Annotated in this window: 21 protein-coding genes; 10 read left to right on the top strand and 11 right to left on the bottom strand. The window is 67.3% G+C overall.

Going from position 1 to position 21,083, the window contains the following annotated elements:
• The 3 genes from kdpA to ppgK form a co-directional block, all read right to left on the bottom strand.
• Positions 1-1,662 carry a potassium-transporting ATPase subunit KdpA gene (gene kdpA, locus AB7E03_RS05315; protein ID WP_489939950.1) on the bottom strand — a complete coding sequence of 554 codons (1,662 nt, stop codon included), beginning with the start codon at positions 1,660-1,662 and terminating at the stop codon, positions 1-3.
• Positions 1,663-1,752, bottom strand: a complete 90-nt coding sequence (locus AB7E03_RS05310) for a potassium-transporting ATPase subunit F (protein ID WP_441781960.1) — start codon at positions 1,750-1,752, stop codon at positions 1,663-1,665. It abuts the gene before it with no gap.
• Between the two features lie 225 nt (positions 1,753-1,977).
• Positions 1,978-2,808 (bottom strand): polyphosphate--glucose phosphotransferase, encoded by an 831-nt coding sequence (gene ppgK / locus AB7E03_RS05305; protein ID WP_489939948.1) that lies wholly within the window; start codon positions 2,806-2,808, stop codon positions 1,978-1,980.
• A 245-nt stretch (positions 2,809-3,053) separates the two neighbouring features.
• On the opposite strand from ppgK, the gene AB7E03_RS05300 reads away from it, so the two are divergent.
• The 4 genes from AB7E03_RS05300 to AB7E03_RS05285 all read left to right on the top strand — a co-directional run bounded on the left by AB7E03_RS05300 (position 3,054) and on the right by AB7E03_RS05285 (position 6,006).
• Positions 3,054-3,302: a hypothetical protein gene (locus tag AB7E03_RS05300; protein WP_489939946.1), complete on the top strand. Its 249-nt coding sequence runs from the start codon at positions 3,054-3,056 to the stop codon at positions 3,300-3,302.
• A gap of 72 nt (positions 3,303-3,374) precedes the next feature.
• Positions 3,375-3,677, top strand: coding sequence for a hypothetical protein (locus AB7E03_RS05295; protein WP_489939944.1), 303 nt, complete (start codon positions 3,375-3,377; stop codon positions 3,675-3,677).
• Positions 3,677-5,341: a hypothetical protein gene (locus tag AB7E03_RS05290; RefSeq protein WP_489942865.1), complete on the top strand. Its 1,665-nt coding sequence runs from the start codon at positions 3,677-3,679 to the stop codon at positions 5,339-5,341. The genes AB7E03_RS05295 and AB7E03_RS05290 overlap by 1 nt, the downstream gene beginning before the upstream one ends.
• Positions 5,338-6,006: a hypothetical protein gene (locus tag AB7E03_RS05285; protein ID WP_489939942.1), complete on the top strand. Its 669-nt coding sequence runs from the start codon at positions 5,338-5,340 to the stop codon at positions 6,004-6,006. The genes AB7E03_RS05290 and AB7E03_RS05285 overlap by 4 nt, the downstream gene beginning before the upstream one ends.
• A gap of 256 nt (positions 6,007-6,262) precedes the next feature.
• On the opposite strand, the gene map is transcribed toward AB7E03_RS05285, so the two are convergent.
• Positions 6,263-7,129, bottom strand: coding sequence for a type I methionyl aminopeptidase (gene map, locus AB7E03_RS05280; RefSeq protein WP_489939940.1), 867 nt, complete (start codon positions 7,127-7,129; stop codon positions 6,263-6,265).
• 12 nt (positions 7,130-7,141) lie between these two features.
• Between map and AB7E03_RS05275 the strand changes: the two genes are divergently transcribed.
• Entirely contained in the window at positions 7,142-7,351 is a 210-nt protein-coding gene (locus AB7E03_RS05275) for an SPOR domain-containing protein (protein WP_489939938.1), read from the top strand.
• Here AB7E03_RS05275 and panB read toward each other — a convergent pair.
• Positions 7,348-8,199: a 3-methyl-2-oxobutanoate hydroxymethyltransferase gene (gene panB, locus AB7E03_RS05270; RefSeq protein ID WP_489939936.1), complete on the bottom strand. Its 852-nt coding sequence runs from the start codon at positions 8,197-8,199 to the stop codon at positions 7,348-7,350. The genes AB7E03_RS05275 and panB overlap by 4 nt on opposite strands.
• A 53-nt stretch (positions 8,200-8,252) precedes the next feature.
• Here panB and glnA (AB7E03_RS05265) point away from each other — a divergent pair, with 53 nt between their 5' ends.
• Together glnA (AB7E03_RS05265) and AB7E03_RS05260 are read left to right on the top strand one after the other, a co-directional pair.
• Positions 8,253-9,590 (top strand): type I glutamate--ammonia ligase, encoded by a 1,338-nt coding sequence (gene glnA / locus AB7E03_RS05265; RefSeq protein ID WP_441781967.1) that lies wholly within the window; start codon positions 8,253-8,255, stop codon positions 9,588-9,590.
• Positions 9,591-9,600: 10 nt separating this feature from the next.
• On the top strand, positions 9,601-12,630 hold the full coding sequence (locus AB7E03_RS05260) for a bifunctional [glutamine synthetase] adenylyltransferase/[glutamine synthetase]-adenylyl-L-tyrosine phosphorylase (RefSeq protein ID WP_489939933.1): 3,030 nt from the start codon (positions 9,601-9,603) through the stop codon (positions 12,628-12,630).
• Positions 12,631-12,637: 7 nt separating this feature from the next.
• Here the strand turns inward: AB7E03_RS05260 and AB7E03_RS05255 are convergent, their stop codons facing one another.
• Positions 12,638-13,873 (bottom strand): RNA polymerase sigma factor, encoded by a 1,236-nt coding sequence (locus AB7E03_RS05255; protein WP_489939931.1) that lies wholly within the window; start codon positions 13,871-13,873, stop codon positions 12,638-12,640.
• Between the two features lie 28 nt (positions 13,874-13,901).
• Positions 13,902-14,330 carry a YciI family protein gene (locus tag AB7E03_RS05250; protein WP_489939929.1) on the bottom strand — a complete coding sequence of 143 codons (429 nt, stop codon included), beginning with the start codon at positions 14,328-14,330 and terminating at the stop codon, positions 13,902-13,904.
• Between the two features lie 151 nt (positions 14,331-14,481).
• On the opposite strand from AB7E03_RS05250, the gene AB7E03_RS05245 reads away from it, so the two are divergent.
• Positions 14,482-15,669 carry an acyltransferase family protein gene (locus AB7E03_RS05245; protein ID WP_489939927.1) on the top strand — a complete coding sequence of 396 codons (1,188 nt, stop codon included), beginning with the start codon at positions 14,482-14,484 and terminating at the stop codon, positions 15,667-15,669.
• A gap of 87 nt (positions 15,670-15,756) precedes the next feature.
• On the opposite strand, the gene glnA (AB7E03_RS05240) is transcribed toward AB7E03_RS05245, so the two are convergent.
• Positions 15,757-17,181, bottom strand: a complete 1,425-nt coding sequence (gene glnA, locus AB7E03_RS05240; RefSeq protein WP_441781972.1) for a type I glutamate--ammonia ligase — start codon at positions 17,179-17,181, stop codon at positions 15,757-15,759.
• A gap of 189 nt (positions 17,182-17,370) precedes the next feature.
• Here glnA (AB7E03_RS05240) and AB7E03_RS05235 point away from each other — a divergent pair, with 189 nt between their 5' ends.
• Positions 17,371-17,793: an RDD family protein gene (locus tag AB7E03_RS05235; RefSeq protein WP_489939925.1), complete on the top strand. Its 423-nt coding sequence runs from the start codon at positions 17,371-17,373 to the stop codon at positions 17,791-17,793.
• A 315-nt stretch (positions 17,794-18,108) separates the two neighbouring features.
• Positions 18,109-18,444 (top strand): hypothetical protein, encoded by a 336-nt coding sequence (locus AB7E03_RS05230; RefSeq protein ID WP_489939923.1) that lies wholly within the window; start codon positions 18,109-18,111, stop codon positions 18,442-18,444.
• A gap of 32 nt (positions 18,445-18,476) precedes the next feature.
• Here the strand turns inward: AB7E03_RS05230 and AB7E03_RS05225 are convergent, their stop codons facing one another.
• The 3 genes from AB7E03_RS05225 to lipB all read right to left on the bottom strand — a co-directional run bounded on the left by AB7E03_RS05225 (position 18,477) and on the right by lipB (position 20,880).
• The gene (locus AB7E03_RS05225) at positions 18,477-19,172 is read right to left on the bottom strand and encodes a DUF4191 domain-containing protein (protein WP_489939921.1); all 696 of its coding nucleotides are present in this window, start codon (positions 19,170-19,172) and stop codon (positions 18,477-18,479) included.
• Between the two features lie 62 nt (positions 19,173-19,234).
• Positions 19,235-20,224: a lipoyl synthase gene (lipA, locus tag AB7E03_RS05220; protein ID WP_489939919.1), complete on the bottom strand. Its 990-nt coding sequence runs from the start codon at positions 20,222-20,224 to the stop codon at positions 19,235-19,237.
• Positions 20,221-20,880 carry a lipoyl(octanoyl) transferase LipB gene (lipB, locus tag AB7E03_RS05215; protein WP_489939917.1) on the bottom strand — a complete coding sequence of 220 codons (660 nt, stop codon included), beginning with the start codon at positions 20,878-20,880 and terminating at the stop codon, positions 20,221-20,223. The genes lipA and lipB overlap by 4 nt, the downstream gene beginning before the upstream one ends.
• Positions 20,881-21,083 lie beyond the last annotated feature (203 nt).

Genomic DNA, 21,083 nt, shown 5'->3' with positions numbered 1-21,083 from the left:
TCAGTTCAGTCCTTCTGCGAGGGGACCCAGCGCGAGAACGGGGAAGTAGGTGAGAGCCGAGACGAGGATGATCGTGCCGGCGAGCAGCCCGACGAACTGCGGGCGATGGGTCGGAAGCGTTCCTGCGGTGGCCGGAATGTGCCCCTGTGCCGCCAGCGAGCCCGCCAGTGTCAGGACGAACACGATCGGCACGAACCGTCCGAGGAACATCGCCGCACCGAGGGCCGTGTTCAGCCAGGGCGTTGCCGCGGTGAGCCCCGCGAAGGCCGAGCCGTTGTTGTTGCCCGCCGAGGTGAATGCGTAGAGCACCTCGGTGAAGCCGTGCAGCCCCGGGTTCAGGATCGACGTCTTCTCGATATCGGCCCGGATCGCCGGGATGGCGAAGCTCAGCCCGGTGCCGAGCAGCACGATGGCGGGCGTCGTGAGGATGTAGAGGCTCGCCAGCTTGATCTCCCGCGTCCCGAGCTTCTTGCCCAGGTACTCCGGGGTACGGCCGACCATCAGCCCGGCGACGAACACGGCGATGACCGCGATGACGAGGATGCCGTAGAGCCCCGACCCGACACCGCCGGGCACGAGCTCGCCCAGCATCATGTTGATCAGCGCCATCATGCCGCCGAGCGGACTGTAGCTGTCGAGCATCGAGTTGACCGCACCGGTCGAGGTGGTCGTGCTGGTGGTGTCGAACAGCGTCGAGCCGAACAGGCCGAACGCCGTCTCCTTGCCCTCCATCGTCCCGGCCGATGCCTCCAACAGCGTCATGGCGACCAGCGACACGGTGAACAGCAGCGCCATCGTCCCGAGGATCGCGTAGCCCTGCCTTCGGTCGCCGACCATCGTCCCGAACGTGCGGGGAAGCGAGAACGGGATGAGCAGCATGAGCAGCACCTCGACCAGGTTCGTCCACGCGGTCGGGTTCTCGAACGGATGCGCCGAGTTGACGTTGAAGAAGCCGCCGCCGTTCGTCCCGAGCAGCTTGATCGCCTCCTGCGACGCGACCGGACCACCCGGAAGGCTCTGTGTGGCCCCGGCGAGCGTGTGCACATCCTGAAACCCGTTGAGGTTCTGAATGACGCCGCCCGCGATCAGCACGACCGCAGCGATCAGGGAGAGGGGGAGCAGGATGCGCACGGTCGCGCGCAGCAGGTCCACCCAGAAGTTGCCGATCGTCCCGGTGGAACGCGACGCGAAGCCGCGGACCAGGGCGATTGCGACGGCGATGCCGACCGCGGCCGACACGAAGTTCTGCACGACGAGGCCGAGCGCCTGGACGCCATAGCCGAGGGTCACCTCCGGCGAGTACGACTGCCAGTTCGTGTTGGTGACGAACGATACGGCGGTGTTGAACGCGGTCCCCTCGGGCACGGCGGGCAGTCCGAGTGCGTAGGGCAGGAACTGCTGCAGCCGCTGCAGACCGTAGACGATCACGATACCGACCACCGAGAAGGCGAGCACGCCACGCAGGTATGCCGGCCACGACTGCCCGGAACGCGGGTCCACACCGATCAGGCGGTAGACGCCCCGCTCGACCGCGAGGTCGCGGTCGGAGGTGAAGACGCGGGCCATGTAGTCGCCCAGCGGACGGTACGCGACCCCGAGGAGGAGGACGAGCGTGGCGACCTGCGCGACGGCGAACCAGGCGCCGTCACCCCAGCCGGCCATCTAGAACCGCTCCGGCTTCACGAGAGCGACCAGCAGGTAGCCGATCGCCGCGATGGCCAGCACCGCGGCGATCACGGTCAGCACGATCACAGCTTCTCGACCCCCCGCGCGACCAGACCCACGCAGAGCGCGAGCACGGCCACGACGAGAAGGTAGACGACGTCGAGCACGACTCTCTCCATCCTTCAGGATGCCGCGACCGATCGGTCACGGCAGGAGAGAGTCCACACCCGTGGGAGGCGCGGGAGACGCGTCCTAACGGGTCCCTAACGCGCGGCCGCGAAATCCTTGCGGGACGCTGACGCCGGGGCCGGATCAGCCGGCGGCGGCCGGTGCCTTGTCCGGGGTGAACACCTCGGCGGTGCGACCACGCTCGCCGGCATCGCGGCGCTCGCCGCGGACCGCGAGGGCGGCAGCGCCCAGGATGCCCGCGTTGTTGCGGTGCACGGCCGGCACGATCGGTGTCTTCAGTTTCAGCAGCGGCAGGAACTCCTCGTAGTGCTTGGAGACGCCGCCCCCGACGATGAAGAGGTCCGGCGTGAAGAGGAACTCGACCGTCGAGTAGTACTTCTGCAGGCGCTTCGCCCACTTCTCCCAGCTCAGGTCTTCGCGCTCCTTCGCCGAATATGCGGCGCGGGACTCGGCGTCGTGCCCGTCGACCTCCAGGTGGCCGAGTTCGGCGTTCGGGATGAGGACCCCGTCGTAGATGAGGGCGGAGCCGATGCCCGTCCCCAACGTGGTCATGATGACCAGCCCGTCCTTGCCCGCCGCGGCCCCGAAGCGCGTCTCGGCGTAGCCGGCCGCGTCCGCGTCGTTGACGAAGTGGATGTCGCGGCCGAGTGCCGCTTCGAAGAGGTCTTCGGCGTGCAGCCCGATCCAGTCCTTCGCGACGTTGGCGGCGGACAGGGTGACGCCGTGGCTGACGATGGCGGGGAAGCAGACGCCCACCGGCGCATCCGGCTCTTCCTTGGCCAGCCGGTCGACGATCTCCTTCGTCGTCTCGACGATGTCGTCGGGCTTTCCGCCGTCCGGTGTGGGCAGCTTCACCCGGTCACTGATGAGTTCGCCGGTCGACAGGTCGACCAGCCCTCCCTTGATGCCCGTGCCGCCGATGTCGATTCCGATCGCGTGGTTCTGCGAAGTCATGCCACGAATCTACCGCGCATCCGGCTCGGTCCGCCTCGCGGACGCCAGAGCGAGCGGGAAGGGTCACGTCGCCGACGAATCCTGGAACTGTCCTGAACTCGGCCGCTAGGGACCGTGGGACCACAAGGTCTCCTAGCCATGTGATGACGCCCGATCGGGATGCTCTTGCTTCTTCGGACGATGAGATCCGAGACGTTCTGGTCTGGGCTCAGAGGGTGCCGCTTCTTGAGAACTCCTAGGTTGAGGTGGAACCGGGCGAAGGGGAATACGTAGTGAAAGTAACGTCGAGTGTTGCTGTTGCACAGGATGCGGTGGCGGGTATTGCCGAGATCAAGGCTGGTGCCCGGACGCAGACAGTGGATCTCGGTTCCAGCAACATCGCGTGCATGAAGGATGCGGCGGTGGTGACGAACACTGCTTTGGAGGGCGTCTTCAAGCTGTCCGCGTCGTTGATCACGGAGGCTCGAAATGTTGAGTCTCTTGCGACAGATTGAGCAGCGCGACAGTCTGGACGCAGCAATGTGGGGTGCTGACTCATGAGCGGTCCGTCGCGTGAGGGTCAGGGATTGAGCGCGTCCGAGGAGGACGTCGTGGGGGCGCTTAACAACATTCGTCTGCATGAGGAGCGGTGGGACGAGTATCGGCGGGCGATGAGGCAGCACACGTCCCGGTTCGAGGAGGCTGCTACCGGGTCGGGGGCGACGAACTACTTTGTGCAGAAAGGGCTGGCGGCCCGAAAAGAGCTCGACAGTTATGTCAGTCAACTCGCGTACCAGCAAACAGAGCTCTTGACCGAGGCCACCCGAGAGATCAACTCGGCCTCGGAAAATGAGGCCGAACGGGTAGCCCGCGAGAGAGCTGGCCTGTGATGGGGCTGATTTATGATTCGGCCGACTCCACCAAACTGAAGACGGCGCTGTCCGGGAATCTGACCACGGCGCTGTCCGTGCTGGAGAAGACGGAGAGCGCCTCTCGTCGTCTGATCGACGCGTTGAGTGGCGGTGAGTTGTCGGGTGAGGGGTATTCGGCTGCGGAGGGTGTTCTTTCGCGGGTTATCGCTCCGCAGATTGCGGTTGCACGAACTGAGATCGGCGTCATCCGGGCCGATCTCACCTCGTACACGTACGAAGACGGCAAGGTCAATCATTTCGGTGTGCTGAAAGAAGATGAGCTGAACGCGCAGCTCACCGCGACGCGGGCTCAGCAGCATCTCACGGAGCATCTCAAGGAGATGAACACCGCCCTGGTCACTGCGGTGAACGCGGCGCTGCCGGGGGCAGGGGAAGCCCTGAGCGCGGTGGATTCTCAGTTGGAGCTGGTGTTGGCCCAGCTCGAGAAGGATCTTCGTGATCTGCAGGACAGGTTGGATGCGTTGCACGGGTTCAACTCGGGGACCAGGGGGCTTTTCCACAAGACGGTGTCCAAGGGCAAGGGTGTGGCCATGTTCGCCCCGTCGAAGGTGAAGCCGGATCGGAAAAAGGACGCGCAATACCTGACGGATCTGTTGAACGGGATGACTCCGGAGCAGCGGTCCGCGTATCTCAACAGTGCGGAGTTCCGGGAGTGGGCGTCGAAGCATTGGGAGGGCGCGAAGGCCGCGATGGACGCGGCAGCCGACTCCGGACTCATCGTCGCGAACTCGAAGGCGTATCGAAACTTCCTGACGGGATATTGGAACCACAAAGCTCTGGTCAAGGCCGGGATCGACCCGGGGACCTGGGACATCGGTCGCGGGACGGAGGCGAACTGGGCGACGATCAAGAAGGTCTACGACTACTACGGCCGCCTCTACCTCGACCATCCCGATCTTCAGTGGGCGGGGATGGCGAATATGATCGGCCCGTCGTTCGCGGGCGGATTCCGTGACCCTGCCATGCCGCGCAGCATCCTGAAATCGGGAGTACAGCCCCCCTTCCTTCCCGACGACGTGTGGGCGTACTTGAAGCAGATGAGTGACGAGGAGTTGCGGTTCTACGAGACGACTCTGCTGGGGATGCAGAAAGAGATCTTCCTCGATCAGGCCCGCCAGCACGAGGCGTTCCTCGCCGGCGGGATGAAAGAGATCGAACGCCTGCGCGCCTCTGGCGCCATCGACCGAGACACCGCAACTGCGTGGGGTCAGATCGCATCGGGCGACCCGGCGCAGATATCTGCGGGCAATGGATTCCTGCTCAAGCGTGAGCAGAAGCAGATCATCAACGACAATTACGATGCCATGCGCAATCACCCCGGCACGGGGGAAGCGATGACGCAAATGATCACCCTGATTGGTGCGGCGTCGATTCCCGGGGCGAAAACGTTCCCTGAGGTCTTCTCTGGGGGGAACATTGCCGACAAGGACGACCGCTGGTCACTGATCAAGGAAGACACATTGCCGGTCTACCGGGACCTGGTGAAGGACCAGCCGGACAAGGTGCAAGAGATCATCGAATCTGACTTCACCAAGCGCACCGAGGATATGCGCATCCCGAACCGGCTCCCCGAGATTGTTGACCGGCTGCGGCAAGGGTTCACCGGGAAGAAGACCCCATGAACTACGGCAGGCTGGCCCGGACTGCGGTAGTTGGAGCGCTGGCATTCTCACTTTCCGGCTGTGGGGTGGTGCAAGTCCTCACGGCAACTTCTTCCACCCAACAATGCGACACCCGAACGGACAAGGGAGCGACGATGAACGATCACAAGAACTCACGCCTGGATGAGGCGGGCAAGAAAGAGATCTACGCGACCTGCCGAGTCAGCTTCGATCTCACCAAGAACCAACTGCTCAAGGAAGACCTCGGACTCCCCGCCAACGCCCGATATGTGCCCGACATTGTGACCGACGGCCTGATGACCCTCCACCTGAAGGGTTCACAGGGAACACTGGAGGCGCACACCGACCACATCACGTTCTTCTCGGTCGAGGAACAAGCTGAGGTCGGTGAGATTGCGTATTTCCTGACGGCGGATACGCCGGAGGAGTTCTTCAAGATTGTCCGCGACGGTGCCGAAGCATACGGCTTCGACAAGAGCGTGGTGGAATATCAGATCAAGGAAATGAAGGACCGTCCGGATGAGGGTGACAAAGTTGCCCTTGACCCGGGTTACAAACTGGGGTTCCAAGTGGTCTATGACCTTAGCTACAGAGGTCCCGGGCATGTCAACTCCGTCATCGTCTCGGTCAATCCGACGGCCAGCGAGTGGACACCGATCCTGTAGGGGCTGCGGGCGCTGATCAGGGAAGACACGTTGACGGTATCGGGACTCTCTCGGGTAGGGCGTAGGTACAGCAGAGTCCTGTCAGGCCACCTTCTTCGGGCATGCCAGATCAGATGTCACGTACGGTGCAGCATTCCACCTCGGTACGGAGCGGTGCACCAAGTGCGATTGATCACGGCCGAGCCTTGGGTTCGCTACTAGTGGAACGGAGGCCATCGCAATCGAACCTGCCACCGATCCACTGTGGCAGCCGAGGTCAGGGGAGCGTGAGCACCTCGGCGCCGCGCTCGGTGACGACAAGGGTGTGCTCGAACTGAGCGGTGATGCTGCGGTCGCGGGTGACGACCGTCCAGTCGTCGGCCCACATCTCCCACTCGTGCGTGCCGAGGGTGAGCATCGGCTCGATCGTGAACACCATCCCGGGCTCCATCACGTCGTCGTAGGCGGGCGCGGCGTCGTAGTGCGGGATGATGAGGCCCGAGTGGAAGGCCGCGCCGACGCCGTGCCCGGTGAAGTCACGGACGACGCCGTAGCCGAAGCGTTTGGCGTAGGACTCGATCGCCCGGCCGATCACGTTGACATGGCGGCCGGGCGCGACCGCCTTGATCCCGCGGTTCAGCGCTTCGCGGGTACGGTCGACCAGTTCGGTCACCTCGTCGGACGCCGTGCCCGCGATGAAGGTCTGGTTGCTGTCGCCGTGGAAGCCGTTTTTATAGGCGGTGATGTCGATGTTGACGATGTCGCCGTCCTGCAGCACCGTGTCGTCGGGGATTCCGTGGCAGATCACCTCGTTGACCGAACTGCAGATCGACTTCGGGTAGCCGCGGTAGCCCAGGGTGGACGGGTAGGCGTCGTTGGCGAGCAGGAACTCATGGCCGATCGCATCCAGCTCTTCGGTCGTGATGCCCGGGCGGACCGCCTGGCCGACGCGCTCGATGGCCCGGGCGGCGATGCGCCCAGCCTCCCGGATGCGCTGCACCTCGTCGGGTGTGTACACGTCGCCTCGGGTGTAGGGAGCCGGCCCCGGGCGGCCCACATACTCGGGCCGGCCGATGCGGCTCGGCACGGTGCGCATGGGGCTGACACGGCCCGGGATCAGGTGACCGGCGGAATCCTTGGGCATACCATCAACCTTATGACGACCGATGACCACGGCATCACGCAGGACGCCGAGCACAAGTACTGGTACAACATGAAGACCGGCGAGGTCGAGCAGGGCTTCCTGTCACCGGCGCCGAACCGCGTCGGACCGTTCGACACCCGCGCGGAGGCCGAGCACGCGCTCGAGAAGCTGCGCGAGAACTCCGCCAAGTGGGCCGAAGAGGACGCCGCCGACAACCGCTAGAAGCTGTGCTCGTCGGTCGGGAACGATCCGCCCTGCACGTCCGCCTTGTAGGCCCGGGCCGCATCCGACAGCACGGTCTTGAGGTCGGCGTACTGCTTCACGAAGCGCGGCACGCGGCCGGTGGTGAAGCCGGCCCAGTCCGTCCACACGAGCAGCTGGCCGTCGACGTGCGGGCCGGCGCCGACGCCGACGGTCGGGATGCGCAGCTCGGCCGTGACGCGCTTGGCGACCTCGGCCGGCACCATCTCGAGCACCACCGCGAAGGCTCCGGCGTCCTCCACCGCGTGCGCGTCGGCGAGGAGCTCGTCGGCCGAGTCGCCGCGGCCTTGCACGAGGTGACCGCCGAGTCCGTGCTCGCTCTGCGGGGTGAAGCCGATGTGCGCCATCACGGGGATGCCCGCGTCGACGATGCGCCGGATCTGCTCCGCGCTCCGCCGGCCGCCCTCGAGCTTGACGGCGTGCGCGCCGGTCTGCTTCATGAAGCGCACGGCGGTGTGCAGCGCCTCCTGCGGGCCCGTCTCGTACGAGCCGAACGGCATGTCGGCGACGACGAACGCGCGCTTCACCGCCTTCGCGACGGCGCGCGTCAACGGGATGAGGTCGTCCACCGTCACCGGCAGCGTGGTGTCGTAGCCGAGGACGTTGTTCCCGGCCGAATCGCCGACCAGCAGGAAGTCGATGCCCGCCTCGTCGAAAATCTGCGCGGTGAGCATGTCGTAGCTGGTGAGGCCCGTGAACGGAGCACCCTCCTCCTTCGCCGCCTGGAAGTGGCGGGTGCGCACGCGCTTCAGCCCCTGCATCGACGAGGTCGTGGGGTGGACGGAAGGCACCGGTGACTGGTCGCTCATGCGGCTCAGTCTAGTGAACCACTAGTCTGGGAACGGCCGAGGAAAGGGGCAGGATGGACAAGCAGCGCGACTTCGTTCTTCGTACGATCGAGGAGCGTGGCGTCAAGTTCGTGAGGCTGTGGTTCACCGATGTCGTCGGCACCCTGAAGTCCGTCGCGATCGCCCCGGCCGAGGTCGAGGGAGCCTTCTCCGAGGGCCTCGGCTTCGACGGCTCCGCCATCGAGGGCCTGACCCGCGCCTACGAGTCCGACCTGCTGGCGCTTCCCGACGCGACGACGTTCCAGATCCTGCCGTGGCGCGGCGAGATCGACCCGACCGCGCGCATGTTCTGCGACATCACCACGCCCGACGGCCAGCCGTCGGTCTCCGACCCGCGCAACGTCCTCAAGCGGACCCTGGAGAAGGCGGCCGACCGCGGCTTCACCTTCTACACGCATCCCGAGATCGAGTTCTACCTGCTCAAGTCGTCGCAGTTCGGCGCCGAAGGCCCTGAGCCTGTGGACTCGGCCGGGTACTTCGACAACGTGCCCGGCGGCACCGCCCACGACTTCCGCCGCCGCTCGGTGCGCATGCTGGAGGACCTGGGCATCTCGGTGGAGTTCAGCCACCATGAGGCGGGCCCCGGCCAGAACGAGATCGACCTCCGCTACGCCGACGCCCTCACCACCGCTGACAACATCATGACGTTCCGCACGGTGATCAAGGAGGTGGCGATCGAGCAGGGCGTGTACGCGACCTTCATGCCGAAGCCCCTCTCCGACCACCCGGGTTCGGGGATGCACACCCACATGTCGCTGTTCGAGGGCGACACCAACGCCTTCTTCGAGCCGGGCGCCCAGTACCAGCTCTCCAAGATCGGCCGCCACTTCATCGCCGGTCTGCTGCGCCATGCGCCGGAGATCACCGCGGTGACGAACCAGTTCGTGAACTCCTACAAGCGACTGTGGGGCGGCGACGAGGCGCCCAGCTTCGTGAGCTGGGGCCACAACAACCGCTCGGCGCTGGTCCGCGTGCCGCTGTACAAGCCCAGCAAGGGCCAGAGCTCGCGCGTCGAGTACCGTGCGATCGACTCGGCGGCGAACCCGTACCTCGCCTTCTCACTGCTGCTCGCTGCAGGCCTCAAGGGCATCGAGGGCCAGTACGACCTGCCGCCCGAGGCGGAGGACAACGTGTGGGCGCTCTCCGACGCAGAGCGTCGCGCGCTCGGCTACAACCAACTCCCGGCGAGCCTGGATCATGCCATCTCGCTGATGGAGGACTCGGAGCTTGTCGCCGAGACGCTGGGGGAGCAGGTCTTCAACTACGTCCTGCTCAACAAGCGCAAGGAGTGGGCGGAGTACCGCGCGCAGGTCACCCCGTACGAACTGCGGACCAACCTCGAGATCCTCTGACCCGTTCGTCGTGACCCGACAGCAGCTCTCCCTCACCGCCCTGGCGCGTGCCGGTTTCGTGGGGCTGAGCTCTGTCCGTGACGAGTTGGATGAGCTGGCCGAACTCAGCGGTCTGCCGACGGATGCGCTCATGGGCGCGCTGTCGACGGCGGCCGACCCGGACACGGCGCTCGCGCTCGCCCTCCGGCTGCTGCGTCAGGCGCCCGAGCAGGCCCGGGCGGCGCTTGGCTCCGAGGAGGACGCCCGGCGACTGTTCCGCGTCATCGGCGCGTCGGAGGGCGTGGGGGAGTTCTTCCTCCGCCAGCCGGCCCAGCTGGATGCGCTCGCGGCGGCGATCACCCATCTTCCGGCCGCCGACGAGCTACGAGCAGACCTCCTCGACGCGGTTGGGGCGGTGGACGGCGTGGCGGCGAACGGCGAGGAGTCCGCCTGGGCCGCGCTGCGCATCCACTACCGGCGTCGTCTCGTGCAGCTGGCGAGCTTCGACCTCGAGCAGCCGGACCCGGTCGAGGGCTTCGACGCGGTCGCCGCCGCCCTCTCCGATCTCGCCGCCGCGGCCCTGGAGGCCTCGCTCGCCGTCGCCCGGCGCATGACCATCGGCACCGGCCCAGGTCGCTTCCCCGAGGAGCAGGTGCGGGCGACCCGATTCGCCGTGATCGGGATGGGCAAGGCCGGCGCCCGCGAGCTCAACTACCTCAGCGATGTCGACGTCATCTTCGTCACGGAGGGGGATGCGGAGGCGGGCCTCGAGCCGGGCCGGGCGGTCGACATCGCGACGCGACTGGCGATGCTGACGATGCGCGGCATCCACGAGCCGGCGATCGAGCCCGGCCTCTGGGAGGTGGATCCCAACCTGCGCCCAGAAGGCAAGGCCGGTGCGCTCGTCCGCACCCTCGAATCGCACATCGCCTACTACGACCGCTGGGCGAAGGGGTGGGAGTTCCAGGCGCTCCTCAAGGCGCGTCCGCTCGCCGGCGACCTCGACCTCGGTGAGCGTTACGTCGCCGCCCTCGCGCCCAAGGTCTGGAGCAGCGCTTCCCGAGAGAACTTCGTCGAATCGGTACAGCGGATGCGCGAGCGCGTCACCGACAACATCCCCGACGACGAAGTGCACTACCAGGTGAAGCTCGGCCCGGGCGGCCTGCGCGACGTGGAGTTCACCGTGCAGCTGCTGCAGCTCGTCCACGGCCAGACCGACGAGCAAGTCCGTCAGCGCGACACCCTGTCGGCCCTCGCGGCGCTGGCCGCGCAGGGCTACATCGGCCGGGAGGAGTCGGCCACCTTCTCGCGCGACTACCGTTCGCTGCGGCTGATGGAGCACCGCCTCCAGCTGCGGCGGCTGACCCGCACCCACCTGATGCCGCGCGACGAGGCGGACGTGCGCATCCTCGCCCGGTCGACCGGGCTCGCGGCGAACGCCGACCAGCTCATGGTCCTGTGGAACGCGATCAAGCACCGCGTCCGGGGCCTGCACGAGCGGCTGTTCTACCGGCCGCTGCTGAGCGCCGTCGCCGCGGCGCCCGCGGACGACGCCCGGCTGGCCGGAGGAGCAGGCCTCACCAGCGAGCAGGCGGAGGCGCGGCTCGCGGCGATCGGGTTCCGCGATCCGCGCGGCGCGCTCGCCCACATCGCGGCGCTCACCTCCGGTGTTTCCCGGCGCGCCACCATCCAACGGCACCTGCTTCCGGTGATGCTGCAGTGGTTCGCCGACGGTCCCGACCCCGACTACGGCCTCCTGACCTTCCGGCGGCTGAGCGAGGAGCTCGGCGGCACGCACTGGTATCTACGGATGCTGCGGGATTCGACGGGAGCTGCCGAGCGGTTGACGCGGGTGCTGTCAGGCTCGCGCTTCGCGGGCGAGCTTCTGGGCCGCATCCCCGAATCCGCCGCGTGGCTCGAGTCGGAGGACGACCTGCGCCCCCGCCCAGCGGCGCTGCTGCGCGAGGAGACCGCCGCGATCCTCGGCCGGCACGAGTCGGTCGATACGGCTGCCGCTGCCTTGCGGGCCATGCGCCGGCGCGAGGTGCTGCGGCTGGCGCTGTCGGGCATCCTCGGCTTCGCCACCATCACAGAACTGGCCCACGGCCTGACCGACGTGACCGAGAACATCATCGCGGGCGTGCTCCAGGCGATCCGCTCGGCCCGCGGCGACGGCGACGGCGACGAGCTGGAGTTCGCGGTCATAGGGATGGGCCGGTTCGGCGGCCGGGAACTCGGCTTCGGGTCCGACGCCGACGTGATGTACGTGTTCCGCCCGCTCGCCGCCGAGCAGGAGGCGGCCAACCGTGCCGCCCTCGCGATCGTGTCGGAGCTGAACCGCCTGACGGAGGACAACCGCCTTCCGCTCGACCTCGACATCGGGCTGCGCCCGGAGGGGAAGAACGGTCCGCCCGTCCGCTCCCTCGACTCCTATCGCGCCTATTACCGGCGCTGGTCGCTCACCTGGGAGGCGCAGGCCCTGCTGCGCGCGCGCGGTGTGGCAGGCGATGCGGGCCTCCTCGCCGACTTCGAGCAGCTCGCCGACGAGGTCCGGTACCCCGAGAGCATCGGCGAGCAGGCGGTGCGCGAGGTCAAGCGCATCAAGGCGCGCGTCGAGAACGAGCGCCTGCCGCAGGGCGCCGACCCGTCCCGGCACCTGAAGCTCGGCCGCGGTTCGCTGAGCGATGTGGAGTGGTTCGTCCAGCTCATCCAGCTTGAGCATGCCGCCGGCATCCCGGGGCTGCGCACCACCTCGACTCTGGATGCGCTGGCTGCGGCCGCCGAGCACGGCTTCGTGGCCGAGGAGGATGCGGCGCGCCTCCGCGACGCCTGGCTGTTCGCCTCCCGGACCCGGTCTGCCATGACCCTGTGGGCGGACAAGACGGCCGACGTGCTGCCCTCCGACCGTGTCGCGCTCGACGGTGTCGCCCGGCTCATGGAGTACCCGCCCGGTTCGGCGAGCCGCCTCGAGGAGGACTACCTCGCGGTGACGCGCCGCGCCCGGCAGGTCTTCGAGCGCTCCTTCTACGGCATCCAGCCCCGCCCCGCGCCCACCGGCTGAGCGTGGGTCAGGCGTCACGCAGGCGGGCGGCCTTGGCGAGCAGCACGTCGCGCTCGCGCTCGTTCGCGGTGAGCCCGGCCGCGGTGGTGAGCTCCGACACCGCTTCATCGGTCCGTCCCAACTGCGCCAGCAGCTCTCCCCGCACGCTGGGGAGGAGGTGCGAGCCGCGTAGCGCGTCCTGCGCGGCCAGCGCATCCACGATCCGTAACGCGCTCGCAGGCCCCGTAGCCATCGAGACGGCGGCCGCCCGATTGAGCTCGACCACCGCGCTCGGCGCGATCCGGCCGAGCGCCTCGTAGAGCACCACGATCCGGTCCCAGTCGGTGTCTTCCGCCGTCGGGGCGACCGCGTGGCATTCCGCTATGGCGGCCTGCAGCGCGTACGGGCCCCGGCCGCGACCGAGACCGTCGGCGTGGGCCAGTGCGGCACGACCCCGGACGATCTGCGCCCGATCCCAGCGCGTCCGGTCCTGCTCGGTGAGCAGGACGGGCGTCCCGTCGGCACGCGTGCGCGCTGGAAAGCGCGCGGCCTGCAGCTCCATCAGCGCCACCAAGGCGTGCGCCTCCGGCTCGCGGGGGAGTAGCGCCGTCACCGTGCGGCCGAGGCGGAGGGCCTCGTTCGCCAGCTCGCTGCGCATCCACTCTCGTCCGGTCGTTGCCGCGTAGCCTTCCGTGAACACCAGATAGACGACGCTGAGCACGCCAGCAAGCCGCGTCTTCCACTCGGACGGCTCGGGTGAGGCGAACGGGATGCGCGCCGCCGCGATCGTCTTCTTGGCTCGCACGATCCTCTGCTGGATCGTCGCGACCGGCACGAAGTACATCCGTGCTATCTCCGCGGTGCTCAGCCCCGCGACGATCCGCAGGGTCAGGGCCACCTGCCCCTCCCGGGAGAGGGCTGGATGGCACGCGGTGAAGACGAGACGCAGCACGTCGTCGTCGATCGGCTCCCACCGGTCCTCGGCCGCCTCGTCCAGCGTCGCCGCGATCGCGCGGTAGCGGTCGTCGAGGCCTTCCCGCCGGCGCCAGTGGTCGATCGCACGCCGCTTGGCGACCGCGGTCAGCCAGCCGCCCGGGTTGTCGGGCACACCATCCCGCGGCCACTGCCTCAGCGCTTCGACCAGCGCCTCCTGAGCGAGATCCTCGGCCAGGACGACGTCGCCCGTCACCTTCGCCAAGGTCGCGACGACGCGCGCCCCGTCGATGCGCCAGACGGCGTCGACCCGTGCCGGGATCCCGTTCATGGTGTTCTGACCTCGAGCCCGGCAGCGCTCACGCCTTGTCGGCGGCGGCCCGCCACTCGGTCTCCTTCTGGATCCACTCGTTGTCGGCGAAGGCCGCGAAGTCGCTCTCATCGGTCACGCGCCGCACCTCGAGCTTGGACCCGGGCCCGAGCGGGCAGCGGCTGGCCCACTCCGCCGCCTCCTCCTTCGAACTGACCTCGAGGATCCAGAAGCCGTTGAACAGCTCGTGCGTCTCCCCGTAGGGGCCGTCGGTGATCGCGGGCGGGGTCGTCGAGAAGTCCACGACGAAACCGGTGGTGGCGACGTCGTCCGCGAGACCGTCACCCGCGAGCAGGACGCCGGCCGAGATGAGCTGCTCGTTGTACTGGCCCATGCGGGCGATGACCTCGGTGAAGTCCATCTCCTCGTAGGCCTCCTTGGCGGCGTCGTTCGAGCGCATGATCAGCATGTACTTCATGGGTGTCTCCCTCAGTCCCGGGGTGCTTCTCTCGCACCCTCCTACCATCGTGTCGAACGGTGGGCCAAAAGGTCGACACGCTCGAAAAAAGAAATTCGCGGGCCCCGATTCAGGGTGCGCGTTTCGGCCGTGCGCGGGCTATCCTGCGAAAGTGAGTAATACTCAGGGGCAGCGATATGCGTCGCTAGATGGACTCAGAGGGGTCGCCTCCCTCGTGGTCATCGGCTACCACGCATTGCTCGTGGTGCCCGCGATCTCCGCCCTGTACATCGACAAGGTGAACCCGGCGGCGTTCAGCCTCGAATGGTGGCTGTTCCACACGCCGCTCCGCCTTCTGTTCGCGGGACACGAAGCGGTGCTGGTGTTCTTCGTCCTTTCCGGGTTCGTGCTCACGCTGCCCTTCCTCAAGCGGCCCCCGACCGGGCGCAGCACTCTCGCGTACTACGGACGCCGCATCGTGCGACTGTATGTGCCGGTCTGGGCATCGGTCGCACTGGCGTTCGCTCTCGCCGTGGCCGTGCCCCGCGACCCGTCGATGGGCGGCTGGATGGGAACCCATCACGCACCGACCCTCAGCAGCACCTGGCATGACCTGACCCTGCTGTTCGGAACCTCCAACCTGAACAGCCCTTTGTGGTCGCTCACCTGGGAGGTCTGGTTCTCCCTGCTCATGCCGGTCATGTTCCTGCTCATCCGGGCGACCCGTGCCGCGCGCTGGTGGTGGGCCGCCATCCCGCTGCTGATGGTCATCTCGGCGGTTGCGCGGTTCGATGCCTTCCGCCACGCCCTGCCCGCCGCGTGGATCACCGCTGACCTGCTGCAGTATCTGCCCGTGTTCGCGATCGGCATGCTGCTGGCCTTCAACCGCGACCGGCTGGCGGCGACGGCGTCCCGCGTCCGCACCTGGTGGCCGATCGTCGCCGGCGCCCTGTTGCTCACGGTCAGCCCGACGGTGATCGCTCCGAACGGCTATGGGCCGCTCCAGGCGTTCGCCTACCTGCTCAGCCTCACCGGTGTCGCCGCCGTCGTGGTGCTCGCCTTCGCCTCCCCGGTCCAGCGACCGCTGGAGGCGCGACCGGTGCAGTGGGCGGGAACGCGGTCCTTCAGCATCTACCTCGTCCACGAGCCGATCCTGGTCGCGGCCGCGGTGCTCGTCGGCGCGAACGGCTGGTGGTGGCTGCTCATCGCGGCGGCGCTCATCCCGGTCATCCTGCTGACGGCCGAAGTGTTCCACCGCTTCGTGGAGCGTCCCTCGATCACCCTCTCGCGCAGGGTCGGGCGGGCGATCGAGGCCCGGCGTCCCGCGCCGGTGGTGCCTGTGGCGCAGGAGAACGCCTGACGCTTCTGTTCTCGTCCGGCTGAAGCCCGATACGCGGAAAGGGCCGCATCCGTGGTGGATGCGGCCCTTTCGGTGAGCGATTCGGGATCAGACCCCGTAGTACAGCTCGTACTCGAACGGGTGCGGACGCTGCGCGAGGGGCTTGATCTCCTTCTCGCGCTTGTACTCGATCCAGGTCTCGATGAGCTCCGGGGTGAACACGCCGCCCGCGGTGAGGAAGTCGTGGTCGGCCTCGAGCGCGTCGAGCGCCTCGCCGAGCGTCGCGGGCACCTGCGGGATGTTGCGTGCCTCCTCAGGCGGGAGCTCGTAGAGGTCCTTGTCGACCGGCTCGTGCGGCTCGATGCGGTTCTTGATTCCGTCGAGGCCGGCCATGAGCTGGGCGGCGAACGCGAGGTACGGGTTGCCGGAGGCGTCGGGCGCACGGAACTCGATGCGCTTCGCCTTCGGGTTGCTGCCCGTGATGGGGATGCGGATCGATGCCGAGCGGTTACCGGCCGAGTAGACCAGGTTGACCGGCGCCTCGAAGCCGGGGACCAGGCGGTGGAACGAGTTCACCGTCGGGTTCGTGAAGGCGAGAACCGCGGGGGCGTGCTTCAGCAGGCCGCCGATGTACCAGCGAGCGATGTCCGAGAGCCCGCCGTAGCCGGCCTCGTCGTAGAACAGCGGCTTGCCGTCGTTCCACAGCGACTGGTGCGTGTGCATCCCGGAGCCGTTGTCGCCGAATAGGGGCTTCGGCATGAACGTGGCCGTCTTGCCCCACTCGTTGGCCGTGTTCTTCACGATGTACTTGAACTTGAGGATGTCGTCCGCCGCGTGGACCATCGTGTCGAAGCGGTAGTTGATCTCGGCCTGGCCGCCGGTGCCCACCTCGTGGTGCGCGCGCTCCAGGATGAGGCCCGCGTCGATCAGCTTCAGCGAGATGTCGTCGCGCAGGTCGGCCTGCTTGTCGACCGGGCTGACCGGGAAGTAGCCGCCCTTGTACGGGGTCTTGTTGGCGAGGTTGCCGCCCTCTTCGACGCGGCCCGAGTTCCAGGCGCCTTCCTCCGAGTCCACGGAGTAGAAGCTGGAGTTCTGCTTCACCTCGTAGCGCACGTCGTCGAAGATGTAGAACTCGGCCTCGGGGGCGAAGAACGCGGTGTCGGCGATGCCGGTGGAGGCGAGGTACTTCTCGGCCTTCTTGGCGACCTGGCGCGGGTCCTTCGAGTAGATCTCGCCGTTGCGCGGGTTGTAGATGTCGAACACCATGATCAGCGTGCGCTCGGCGCGGAACGGGTCGACGTAGGCGGTCGACACGTCCGGGATCAGCTGCATGTCGGACTCGTGGATCGACGCGAAGCCGCGGATCGAGGAGCCGTCGAACAGCTGTCCGACGGAGAAGAACTCCTCGTCGACGGTCGAGGCGGGGATGTTGAAGTGCTGCTGCACGCCAGGAAGGTCGGTGAAGCGGATATCAAGGAACTTGACGTCGGTGTCCTTGATGAACTTGAGCACCTCGGACGAATCACGGAACATGCGGACGACTCCCAATGGCTTTGCGGGTGACCGGACTGCGCGTGCAGCCCACGTCAAAGCTAGAGGGAGGGGGTTTCCCGGGGGTCACGCGAATGTTTCCGGCATGTTACGGGTACCCGGGTCGGGGATGGGCGGCGCCGATTTCCCGAGTTCAGGATCGCCCCTGTCGCGCTCGCTACAATCGGGCACGTGCCGCAGAACCCCACGAACCGTCCGGGCAACATCGCCCCCAGCCGCTATCCGGGAGAGCGACTCGGCCTTCCCGAGGCCGGTCCACGCTCGGTCGGGCGGGTCGGCCGTCGAATCGGGGCCATCGCGATCGACTGGGCGATCGCATCCCTGCTGTCGTTCGCCTTCTTCCGCTACGACTCGTGGGCGACGATCCTCATCTTCGCCGCTCTCCAGATCGTCTTCATCCCGACCATCGGCGGCAGCATCGGGCACCGGGTGCTCGGGATGCGCGTGGTCGCGGTGCGCGGCGGTTGGGTCGGAGTATGGCGCCCGGTCCTCCGCACGCTGCTGCTGTGCATCGTCGTCCCGGCCCTGGTCTGGGATTCGGACCAGCGCGGGTTCCACGACAAGATCGCGGGAACCGTCCTCATCCGCGCCTGACACGGAGTTCTCCACACCTTTCGCTCCACCGACTTCGACCTGACCGTCCTCTTCATACGCTTGCGAAGCAGGCCAGCGACGAGAGGGGACGGCGATGGGAGACAGACCCGCTCACCCTGACAAGCACATTGAGAACACCATCAGGCGTTGCGAGACGGCGGGATGGACGTTCAGTAGAGGCCGCAAGTACTACAAGGGTCGGTGCCCATGCGGCGTGCACCTTAAGACCATCCATTTGACGCCCAACCGCGCGTACCTCCTCAACCTGAGGCGATACTTCACGCGGCTAGACTGCTGGAAACGGGAGGACCGGTTGTGAAGAGCTACCATCTGGAGGTCGCAGTCGAGGCGCGGCTTGAGTCGAGCGAGGACTTCGAGTCCATCTTCGAGACTCTCGCCGATGCGCTGGCTGATTGCGACGGCGTGATGAATGCCGACCTTGCCGCCGACACCCCCAGCCACGTGCTCACCTTCGAGATGGACGTCGCGGGCGGGCGCGAAGCCGAAGCTCTTGAACGCGGACTGGTGGCCGTTCGTACAGCTCTACACGCGGCCGGTGGCTCCACGGCCGAATGGGAGAAGCACTTCCGCATGCTTCGTCAGACCGTTGAAGTGCCTTCTGATGAGCAGGCCAAGCTGATTCAGGCCTGATCCGGCTCTCAGCCGTGATCGCGGCGGCGCCGTCAGCGCGCGCGCTGGGCGCGCACCTTCATGGGGTCGATGCCCTTCGGGATGGGCATCTGGTTCTCCATGGACTGGAGGCGGTTGCTGATCGCGAGCACCTCGGCCTTGGTGAGGGTCGGCTTGATCTTGGCCAGCCTGCGCGGGACCTTGTGGAGCGGAACCGAGTCCGCATCCGGGCCCACGCTGATGATCGTGACGGGGACGTTCGGGAGCACGCGGTTGACCTTGCGCCGCTCCTCGTCGACCATGCGCTTGGTCCGCGTCGCGGGGCCTTCGCTGATGAGGACGACGCCGCCGCGGCCGGTTGCCCGATACACCGCATCCTGCGTCTTGCCGTTGACCGCCACCGGCATCTCCGAGCCCCGCCAGCTGCGCTTGAGCGACGAGCGCAGCACAGCGCCCACGGCACCGGGCTGACCCTCGATCTGGGAGTAGGCGGCCCGCTCGGCACGGCGGCCCAGGATGATGAGCGCCAGCAGGACGCCGGCGAGCACGCCCGCGACGATCCACAGCACCATCGTGAAGACGTTGCCGCCGGAGAGGAACACGGCGAGCAGGACGCCGAGAAGGATCGGGAGGACAGCCCCGAGCGCGATGTACAGCACCGCACGATCGTCGTAGCGACGGGTCATCTGGAAGACCTGCCACATCTGCTTCAGACGGCCGGGCTCCTTGGTGGACTTGTCCTTTGCCATAGCTCCAAGGATACCGGCTCGGCGAGGTTTCAGATGACCCGTTCGCTACGGGGAGAGCGGTCTCAGGAGACCGCCTGCGCGAAGCCGAGGGATGCGTCGGCCAGGTGCTGCAGTTCGGCCGGAACCGGCCGTCCCTTCGCCGCCATCGACTGCGCCCACAACCGTCCGGCTCGGTACGACGAGCGCACCAGCGGGCCCGCGAGGACGCCGAGGAAGCCGATCTCCTCTGCCTCTGCCTTAAGCTCGACGAACTCGTCCGGATGCACCCAGCGGGCGACCGGCAGGTGGCGCGGACTGGGCCGCAGGTACTGCGTGATGGTGATGATGTCGGTGCCCGCGTCGTGCAGGTTTCGCAGGGCGGTACTGATCTCGTGACGCTCCTCGCCCATCCCGAGGATGAGGTTGGACTTCGTGATGAGGCCTGCGGCGCGCCCCTGTGTCAGCACATCCAGCGACCGCTCGTAGCGGAACGCCGGTCGGATGCGCTTGAAGATGCGCGGGACGGTTTCGACGTTGTGCGCGAAGACCTCCGGCCGCGCGGAGAACACCTCGGCCAGGTGCTGCGGGTTTCCCGAGAAGTCCGGCACCAGGATCTCCACGCCGGTTCCCGGCGACTGCCGGTGAATCTCACGGATCGTCTCGGCGTACAGCCACGACCCCTCATCCTCCAGATCGTCGCGGGCGACCCCGGTGACGGTCGCGTAGCGCAGGCCCATCCGCTGGACGGACTCGCCGACGCGCCGAGGCTCGTCCCGGTCGAAGTCGGCCGGCTTCCCGGTGTCGATCTGGCAGAAGTCGCAGCGGCGCGTGCACTGCGAGCCGCCGATGAGGAAGGTGGCCTCGCGGTCCTCCCAGCACTCGTAGATGTTCGGGCAGCCCGCCTCCTGGCAGACCGTGTGCAGGTCTTCGGACTTCACCAGGCTCTGCAGCTGGCGGTATTCGGGCCCCATCTTGGCCTTCGTCTTGATCCACTCGGGCTTGCGTTCGATCGGGGTCTGGGCGTTGCGGACCTCAAGGCGCAGCATCCGGCGCCCCTCGGGAACGGCGCTCACGCGACGGCCTCCGCTGAGGTGAACTCCAGATCGAACGCATCCTGAACCAGTGGCGCGACCTCCTGCGGGGTGACGGTGCGGCCCAGCACGCGCGAGATCGTGGTCACCCCGGCGTCGCGGATGCCGCACGCGACGATGCGGTCGTAGGCGTCGAGGCTGTTCGAGCAGTTGAGCGCGAAGCCGTGCATCGTGACGCCTTCCGCGACACGGATGCCGATGGCGGCGATCTTCTCGTCGCGTTCGGCTCCCGGATTGTGCGCGGGTCGCATCCAGACGCCGGATCGGCCTTCGATCTGCTCGCCGGTGACCCCGAGACGTGCGAGGACGTCGATGAGGACCCGTTCGAGCGCACGGACGTAGCCGACGACGTCGATGGGATCGTGGAGGCGGAGGATCGGGTATCCCACGAGCTGCCCCGGCCCGTGCCAGGTGATCTTGCCGCCCCTATCGACGTCGACGACGGGGGTTCCGTCGGTCGGACGTTCGCTCGGGTCGGTGCGCTTGCCCGCGGTGTACACGGGCGAGTGCTCGAGGAGGATGACGGTATCGGGCGCCCGGCCTGCGACGACAGCGGCGTGCAGGGCACGCTGCTGCTGAAGGGCCTCGAGATACGGCACGGAGTTGGCGCTTAGCCCCGTGACGTCATACGTGGTCACCCGGTCAGTCTATGCGGGCGTGGCGCGGATCGCCGACGTGCTGAGATGTGGGTGCGGCATGCGCCGATGTGCTCACAGCAGGATGGCGGTGGATGCTGTCCACGGATTCTTCGGCGGAAGGTCTGCGACGGGCGGTTCCGGCTGGAATGAACGGGTGATTCCCCTTCGCTCGTCTTCGCGTTCCCGGCCCGCGGTCCCCGCTG

Source organism: Leifsonia sp. RCC_180, assembly GCF_058138205.1.
The sequence above is the reverse complement of the archived record's forward strand: the minus strand, read 5'-3'. Positions and strand labels throughout refer to the sequence as shown.

What these genes read in the sequence shown, in the direction of transcription:
- AB7E03_RS05290 (WP_489942865.1), top strand. Translation starts at nt 3,677, where the DNA reads ATGGGGCTGATTTATGATTCGGCCGACTCCACCAAACTGAAGACGGCG.
- glnA (WP_441781967.1), top strand. Translation starts at nt 8,253, where the DNA reads ATGGACAAGCAGCGCGACTTCGTTCTTCGTACGATCGAGGAGCGTGGC.
- AB7E03_RS05225 (WP_489939921.1), bottom strand. Translation starts at nt 19,172, where the DNA reads ATGGCAAAGGACAAGTCCACCAAGGAGCCCGGCCGTCTGAAGCAGATG.
- map (WP_489939940.1), bottom strand. Translation starts at nt 7,129, where the DNA reads ATGCCCAAGGATTCCGCCGGTCACCTGATCCCGGGCCGTGTCAGCCCC.
- AB7E03_RS05285 (WP_489939942.1), top strand. Translation starts at nt 5,338, where the DNA reads ATGAACTACGGCAGGCTGGCCCGGACTGCGGTAGTTGGAGCGCTGGCA.
- glnA (WP_441781972.1), bottom strand. Translation starts at nt 17,181, where the DNA reads ATGTTCCGTGATTCGTCCGAGGTGCTCAAGTTCATCAAGGACACCGAC.
- AB7E03_RS05250 (WP_489939929.1), bottom strand. Translation starts at nt 14,330, where the DNA reads ATGAAGTACATGCTGATCATGCGCTCGAACGACGCCGCCAAGGAGGCC.
- panB (WP_489939936.1), bottom strand. Translation starts at nt 8,199, where the DNA reads ATGAGCGACCAGTCACCGGTGCCTTCCGTCCACCCCACGACCTCGTCG.
- AB7E03_RS05275 (WP_489939938.1), top strand. Translation starts at nt 7,142, where the DNA reads ATGACGACCGATGACCACGGCATCACGCAGGACGCCGAGCACAAGTAC.
- kdpA (WP_489939950.1), bottom strand. Translation starts at nt 1,662, where the DNA reads ATGGCCGGCTGGGGTGACGGCGCCTGGTTCGCCGTCGCGCAGGTCGCC.
- ppgK (WP_489939948.1), bottom strand. Translation starts at nt 2,808, where the DNA reads ATGACTTCGCAGAACCACGCGATCGGAATCGACATCGGCGGCACGGGC.
- AB7E03_RS05255 (WP_489939931.1), bottom strand. Translation starts at nt 13,873, where the DNA reads ATGAACGGGATCCCGGCACGGGTCGACGCCGTCTGGCGCATCGACGGG.